Source organism: Mycobacterium sp. (assembly GCF_035697385.1).
GTDB lineage: Bacteria > Actinomycetota > Actinomycetes > Mycobacteriales > Mycobacteriaceae > Mycobacterium.
In genome coordinates this window covers 1-5,256 of the sequence record NZ_DASSCY010000148.1, presented here as the reverse complement: position 1 = coordinate 5,256, position 5,256 = coordinate 1, and the positions used below count along the sequence as shown (strand labels likewise).

Below are 5,256 nucleotides of genomic sequence, written 5' to 3'. Positions count from 1 at the left end.
GAAGTGCGCGGTGTTGTCGGACATGCCGGCCTTCCATGCCAGCTGCACCGTCCAGCGGCCGTCCTCGTTGCGCCAGGCGTCCCAGTTGGTGCCATCGGGGTCAAGGCCCCTGGCGATCAGCGCGGCCGTCACCGTCTCCAACAGCGTCAGCACCGAGGGTCCGTCGGCGAGCACAGGATGCGACGCGGTAGCCAGCTCCGCTGCGCGGGCGCGCTCGAGCAACACCGGATGGGCAAACCTCTCGACCCTCGCGACGTCCGCCCCTGCCGCCTCCGCGACCTGTTCGACGGATGCGCCCGCGCGAATCTTGGCTTGAATCTCCTTGGGACGCAGCACGCTTGGAACCTCGGCATCGGATTGGGGTTGACTCGAGCCGGTCTTCTCGCCGCGCACCGCGGCCCGTAACCGGTCGTCGGACCGCAGGATGAACTTCTCGCCGGAGTCGTCGGTCTCGCAGATGATTCGTTTGCCGTCTACGTCCAGTCCGACGACTTTGAGTTCTCGCATGCCGACCTCCTCCGGGCGAGCGCCAAGCCCGATTAGCACGTCACCCTACTTCGTTATCTGGCCGTAACCGGGTAGACACGCTGGAGGTCAGAGGCGTTCCACGACCCAGTCGACGCATGCGGTCAGCGCGCTGACGTCATCGGGCTCCACCGCAGGGAACATGCCGACGCGCAACTGATTGCGGCCGAGTTTGCGGTACGGCTCGGTGTCGACGACGCCGTTGGCCCTTAACGTGGCCGCGACAGAAGCTGCATCAATGTCGTCGGAGAAGTCCACGGTTCCGACGACCTGCGAGCGCAACTCGGGGTCAGCCACGAACGGGGTGGCAAATTTCGACGCCTCGGCCCATGAGTACAGCCGCTGCGACGAGTCCGCGGTGCGCTTGACCGCCCAGTCCAGCCCGCCGTTGCCCAGCAACCAGTCGAGCTGCTCGGCCAGCAGGACCAGCGTGCCGACAGCCGGCGTGTTGTAGGTCTGGTTCTTCACGCTGTTCTCGACCGCGATCGGCAGCGACAGGAAGTCGGGCACCCAACGGCCTGCGGCCGCGATCGCCTCGATGCGGGCCAGCGCGGCGGGGGAGAGAATCGCGATCCACAGACCGCCGTCGCCTGCGAAGTTCTTCTGCGGCGCGAAGTAGTACGCGTCGGCCTCGGTGATGTCGACGGGCAGACCACCGGCGGCGGAGGTCGCGTCGATGGCGATCAGCGCGTCACCCGATCCGTCGGGCCGCACCACCGGCACCGCGACACCCGTCGACGTTTCGTTGTGGGCCCAGCCGATCAGGTCGACGGACGGGTCGGCCTGCGGTTTGGGCGCGCTGCCGGGATCGGCCTTGACGACGATCGGGTCGCCGACGAACGGGTTCTTGACGACGCAGGAGGCGAACTTCGAGCTGAACTCGCCGTAGGTCAGGTGCAGCGAGCGCTTGTCGATGAGCCCGAACGCCGCGGCATCCCAGAACGCCGTCGAGCCGCCGTTGCCGAGGATGACCTCGTAGCCGTCGGGCAGCGAGAACAGCTGCCGCAGCCCGTCGCGGACCCGGCCGACCAGATTCTTCACTGGCGCCTGCCGGTGCGACGTCCCGAACACGTCACCCGCAGCGGCGAGTGCTTGCAGCTGCTCGGGCCGGACCTTGGACGGCCCACAGCCGAAGCGTCCGTCGTTCGGCTTGATGTCGGCGGGGATCGTCAGTTCGGCCATGGCTCCTAGGGTAATGACCCGACTTGGGCGCATCCTGCGCGGAGGGTCGGCAGAAAACCCCGGAAATGTGGGCAAACCTGAATTCATCGGCTCAGCTGTGTCCATACTGTTATCTGTCGGGGACTGAGCCTGTGGGGGGCCACGTGATCAGTCGCGGGAAGACTTCGAGGGCCATACCGGTCTGTGCAGCCGCGGTCGCGGCCTTCGGTTCGATGATCGCCGCGCTGCCGGCCCACGCCAACGTCGACCAGGGCGGGGCAGTGCTCGGCCAGATCAACGCCGAGCGCGCGGCGAACGGCTGTGCACCCGTTGCGGCCAATCCGCAGCTGACTGCGTCGGCAGCGCGGCACGCCAACGACATGCTCGCAAGCGGAGTGCACTCCCACACCGGTTCGGACGGCTCATCCCTCGTCCAGCGCGTCACGGATGCCGGCTACGCGCCCTACGAGACCGTCGGCGAAGTCGTCTACTGGGGCACCGGCTCCGTCGGCACTCCGGCTGCTGCGGTCACCTCGTGGATGAACAGTCCTGGCCACCGCGCGATCATCACCAACTGCGGATTGACTGAAGCGGGGTTCTCGGCGGTGAGCAACGGCAACAAGATGACCGTGGCGGGGGATTTCGGGAAGAAGTAGCCCCGCGAAACGGCTCCCGGGTCGTCGTTCGTTGGTCGGGATTGGATCGGTGTATCGGGACGGGCTGGCGCCTGCCACACAACACCGTTCGGCCGCTCGGACATACTTCTGATTACCAACGAGGAACGGTAGTTGAGGCATGGATCCGCTGCGGGAACGGGAGCTGGCCAGCGAGGCTTTGGACGCCGTCGCGAAGGCCGCGGCGGGTTACCTGTCCGGATTGGACGAGCGCCTCGTCTCGGATCCGGCCGCCATGAAGCTGTTGGCCGAGCTGAAACAGCCGTTACCCGATGACGGTATTGGCACGTTGAATTCGGTCGACGAGCTGCTGCGCGTCGGCACCGCCGCTGCCACGCATTCGGCCGGGCCGCGGTTCTTCCACTTCGTCATCGGCGGAACGACGCCGGCCGCCACCGCCGCCGACTGGGTGGCCGCGCTGCTCGACCAGAACGCCGGGCTGTGGACGTCGTCGCCGTTGGCGACCACTCTCGAGACGGTCACGCTCGGCTGGTTGAAGGACTTGTTCGGATTGCCTCCCGAGTGGGGCGGGGTGCTCACGCCGAGTGCGACGTTCGCCAACCTCACCGGGCTCGCCGCCGCGCGACAGTGGTGGGGGACCAAGCACGGCCGCGACATCACCGCCGACGGGTTGGCAGGCATGCCCGCCATGCCGGTACTGGCCAGCGGATACGTGCATGCGAGCGTGCGAAAGGCGCTGCAGGTTCTCGGTGCCGGCCGCGACACCGTCACGGTGTTGAGCCGCGACGACGCCGGACGCGTCGACCTCGACGCGATGGATGCCGCGCTGCAGCGGCTCGACGGACCCGCCGTGATCGTCGCGTGCGCCGGCGAGGTCAACGCAGGCGACTTCGATCCGATCGACGCGATGGCCGACCTCGCCGAAAAGCACGGCTGCTGGCTGCATGTCGACGGCGCGTTCGGTTTGTTCGCCGCGCTGTCGCCCCGCACCGCGCATCTGGTCGACGGTGTAGCCCGCGCGCACTCCGTCGCGGCCGATGCACACAAGTGGCTCAACGTGCCCTACGAGAGCGGCTTCGCGTTCGTCCGCGACCCCCGTGCGCTCACCGACGCGTTCGGCTCGTTCGGTGTGCCGTATCTCGCGTCCGTCGACGATACGCAGATCGACTACAACCAGCTCGGCCCGGAGTCCTCGCGCCGTGCCCGCGCGCTGCCGATCTGGGCGACGCTGCGCGCCTATGGCCGCAGCGGACACCGAGCGATGGTCGAACGCCACCTGGACTTGACCGCCCACCTCGGCCGTCTCGTCGAGGAGACCCCTGACCTCGAGCTGCTTGCACCTGTCCAACTGTGCATCGCGTGTTTTCGCTACCGGCCGCCGGGCGTGCCCGAAGAGCAGCTCGACGAACTGAATTCGCGACTGGGCCGCGAATTGCTTTCCGACGGAAGGGTTTACGTCGGAACGACCGTCTATCGCGGCCATGTCGCGCTACGGCCCGCGATCGTCAACTGGCGCAGTACGCAACGGGATATCGACCTGCTCGTCGATGTGGTGCGCGAAATCGGCGCGCGGCTATAGGCGGTACGGGGGGCGTTGAGGAGCGCTCACCGCAACAAAACGCACACAAATCGCAGGTCAAACCGGGGATGGACATTTAGGCGATACCTGCGGTACCGTTCGTGTACAACAAGCGGCTAAATGTAAACCTCATGGGAGGGTACCAATGGCTCGGACGCGCATGGTCAGGCGCTGGCAGCGCAACATGGAAGTCCTCGACGACGCCGAGTACGTGGACATGCTCACCACACTGTCTGAGGGGTCAGTGCGGCGCAATTTCAATCCGTACACCGACATCGACTGGGATTCCCCGGAGTTCGCGGTCGTGCCGAACGACGAGCGCTGGATCCTGCCGGCGACCGATCCGCTTGGCCGCCATCCCTGGTACCAGTCGCAGACGGTCGAGCGTCAGATCGAGATCGGCATGTGGCGCCAGGCCAACGTCGCAAAGGTCGGCCTGCACTTCGAGTCGATCCTGATTCGCGGCCTGATGGAGTACTCGTTCTGGACACCCAACGGCTCGCCGGAATACCGATACTGCCTGCACGAGGCGGTCGAAGAGTGCAACCACACCATGATGTTCCAGGAGATGGTGAACCGCATCGGCGCCGACGTGCCCGGCATGCCGCGGCTGTTGAAGTGGGTCCAGCCGTTGATTCCGTTGGTCGCCGGTCCGCTGCCGATCCCGTTCTGGTTCGGCATCCTCGCGGGCGAGGAACCCATCGACCACACGCAGAAGAACGTCCTGCGCGAGGGCAAGTCGCTGCACCCGATCATGGAACGGGTGATGGCGATCCACGTCGCGGAGGAGGCCCGGCACATCTCGTTCGCGCATGAGTATCTGCGCAAGCGGGTGCCACACCTGCCGCGCCGCAAGCGGTTCTGGCTGTCGCTCTACGTCCCGCTCACCATGCGGATTCTCTGCTCGGCCATCATCGTTCCGCCGCGCGCGTTCTGGACGAAATTCGACATCCCCCGCTCGGTGCGCAAGGACGTGTTCTTCCGGTCGCCGGAGTCCCGGCAAATGCTGCGCGACATGTTCGGCGACGTCAGGATGCTGTGCAACGACACCGGTCTGATCAACCCGATCGCCAAACTCATCTGGAAGATCTGCAAGATCGACGGCCGCCCAAGCCGCTACCGCAGCGAACCTGCGCGCCAACACGTGGTCGCGGCCGCCTAGGAGTTTCATGCCGCACGTAATCACCCAGTCGTGCTGCAGCGACGGGTCCTGTGTTTACGCCTGCCCGGTGAACTGCATTCACCCGTCGCCGGACGAGCCGGGCTTCGCCACCGCCGAGATGCTCTACATCGATCCGGTGGCCTGTGTGGACTGCGGCGCCTGTGTGAGCGCCTGCCCGGTTGGGGCCATCGCAC

General features: G+C 66.4%; 6 protein-coding genes. 4 read left to right on the top strand and 2 right to left on the bottom strand.

From position 1 onward, the window contains the following. Both sepH and serC read right to left on the bottom strand, forming a co-directional pair. The coding region (gene sepH / locus VFH65_RS12535; protein WP_353321887.1) for a septation protein SepH at window positions 1-507 on the bottom strand (507 nt) is incomplete at its 3' end. Window positions 508-594: 87 nt separating this feature from the next. Continuing rightward, window positions 595-1,707, bottom strand: a complete 1,113-nt coding sequence (serC, locus tag VFH65_RS12530) for a phosphoserine transaminase (protein WP_353321885.1) — start codon at window positions 1,705-1,707, stop codon at window positions 595-597. Between the two features lie 143 nt (window positions 1,708-1,850). Between serC and VFH65_RS12525 the strand changes: the two genes are divergently transcribed. From VFH65_RS12525 to VFH65_RS12510, 4 genes are all read left to right on the top strand, one after another. Beyond that, window positions 1,851-2,342 (top strand): CAP domain-containing protein, encoded by a 492-nt coding sequence (locus VFH65_RS12525; protein WP_353321884.1) that lies wholly within the window; start codon window positions 1,851-1,853, stop codon window positions 2,340-2,342. A gap of 139 nt (window positions 2,343-2,481) precedes the next feature. After that, window positions 2,482-3,900 (top strand): pyridoxal phosphate-dependent decarboxylase family protein, encoded by a 1,419-nt coding sequence (locus VFH65_RS12520; RefSeq protein WP_353321882.1) that lies wholly within the window; start codon window positions 2,482-2,484, stop codon window positions 3,898-3,900. A gap of 145 nt (window positions 3,901-4,045) precedes the next feature. Beyond that, window positions 4,046-5,062: an AurF N-oxygenase family protein gene (locus tag VFH65_RS12515; protein ID WP_353321880.1), complete on the top strand. Its 1,017-nt coding sequence runs from the start codon at window positions 4,046-4,048 to the stop codon at window positions 5,060-5,062. A 7-nt stretch (window positions 5,063-5,069) separates the two neighbouring features. After that, a partial coding sequence (locus VFH65_RS12510; protein WP_353321878.1) for a 4Fe-4S dicluster domain-containing protein occupies window positions 5,070-5,256 on the top strand: 187 nt, incomplete at its 3' end.